The organism is Candidatus Symbiopectobacterium sp. NZEC135, from assembly GCF_025962695.1.
Window position 1 is genome coordinate 1 of sequence record NZ_JAGFPF010000436.1, and the last position, 1439, is coordinate 1439.

The 1439-nt window shown below is 44.1% G+C and carries 2 protein-coding genes and 1 tRNA gene; 2 read left to right on the forward strand and 1 reads right to left on the reverse strand.

Annotated elements, in window-relative coordinates; all coding sequences use genetic code 11:
• The first annotated feature begins 126 nt into the window (after positions 1–126).
• The gene (gene rmf / locus J5224_RS27630; RefSeq protein ID WP_264628333.1) at positions 127–294 is read left to right on the forward strand and encodes a ribosome modulation factor; all 168 of its coding nucleotides are present in this window, start codon (positions 127–129) and stop codon (positions 292–294) included.
• Positions 295–558: 264 nt separating this feature from the next.
• Entirely contained in the window at positions 559–1290 is a 732-nt protein-coding gene (locus J5224_RS27635; RefSeq protein ID WP_264628334.1) for a hypothetical protein, read from the forward strand.
• Between the two features lie 53 nt (positions 1291–1343).
• Here the strand turns inward: J5224_RS27635 and J5224_RS27640 are convergent.
• Positions 1344–1433 (reverse strand) — tRNA-Ser (locus J5224_RS27640).
• Positions 1434–1439 lie beyond the last annotated feature (6 nt).

The window sequence follows — 1439 nt, forward strand, 5'->3', positions numbered from 1 at the left end:
AATGTGACAGGATAGTGAATTTTTAGCCTTGACCTTCGTGCCCAGAATCGCTATTGATACCTTGTGGGTGCTCGAAAAGCAGTCACTGTTTTCTTTCCACCAGATGAACAATGAGGGAAATGAGGCATGAAGAGACAGAAACGAGATCGTTTGGAACGGGCGCAATCGCGCGGCTATCAAGCAGGACTTTCCGGGAAGCCCAAGGAACTTTGTCCTTATCAATCTATTAATGCCCGGTCTGAATGGTTGGGAGGCTGGCGGCAAGCCATGGAGGACAGGGCCGTTACCGCGTAGTCTCCATTTGTACCGGTGTCTATTGCACCGGTCTCATTGATTTGTCCTAACTGACCTCCGCACACTTGCGGAGGTTTTTGTTTTAAAGTAAGCACATTTTATCTTCTCCATTTTTTCAAACGCGTCTTCAACGAAGCATAACATTGCGATGAACTCATTAAATGGCGGCTAATGAAATGCAATAAACGACCTTATGATTGAAAAAGAGAAACGTATATTGATGTGGTGCTGATATTTTTTTAATTTTCATCAAAAGGATATTATATGAATTCACTACCGTTACATCATACTTGCTACCAAGAAAACCCTTTTATTTCGGCAACGATAAATAACCATCATTCAACGTTACCTCCTGCCATGATGACGTCTTTAAATAAAATAAATAATTCTTCACTGAATCTGTATGACGGCAGTGTGGTTGAACGTTCTGGTTTTTTGGCACCGTCAGCATCAACGGCAAAAACGAGAAAACATGCGGCAACAACCTGTTGCCACTTCATGCATGTCCGAGCTATCAGCAATGGTGATGCCGCGTCTCACTGTCAATCGAACAGCAACCTTACCGTCTCAGGCTCTTCGCGGGATATACAACATGTCGTGCAAACAGGAGATGTTTTATCACATATCGACGAATCAGCAGCATGCAGTAAAATGAGAACGGAAACGGTCAAGAGATCGGCGCTCTTTGTGAAAAACCTATCCTCAACAATATTGATGCTCAGTCGTGCAGGTATTGATATTCCAGACGGAATATCCCCACACACCATTTATTTTAACTACACGCGCGAGAAACGAAAAGCAGAGCAATTGGGCTATCACTTCAATCGGACTGATTTTCAACATCGCATCAACTGCAAGGCGAAAGAAAGGTTACCTGGATTGATAAAGGAGTATTATTCAAGCCCCGCTAGGGCTGAGAAGGTATTTTCCGCATTGCAGTCACGATCAGTGCAACAAACCATTCTGCAATATATAAGTCAGAACAGACAAGCGTAAGAGTATTGAAAAACAAAACGCCCCTGATTTCTCAGGGGCGTTTTGTTTTTATTTGGCGGTGAGGGAGGGGTTCGAACCCTCGATACGCTTTCACGTATACACACTTTCCAGGCGTGCTCCTTCAGCCACTCAGACACCTCACCGGATTG

Coding starts and splice junctions, on each gene's coding strand:
- J5224_RS27635 (WP_264628334.1), top strand. CDS start 559: ATGAATTCACTACCGTTACATCATACTTGCTACCAAGAAAACCCTTTT.
- rmf (WP_264628333.1), top strand. CDS start 127: ATGAAGAGACAGAAACGAGATCGTTTGGAACGGGCGCAATCGCGCGGC.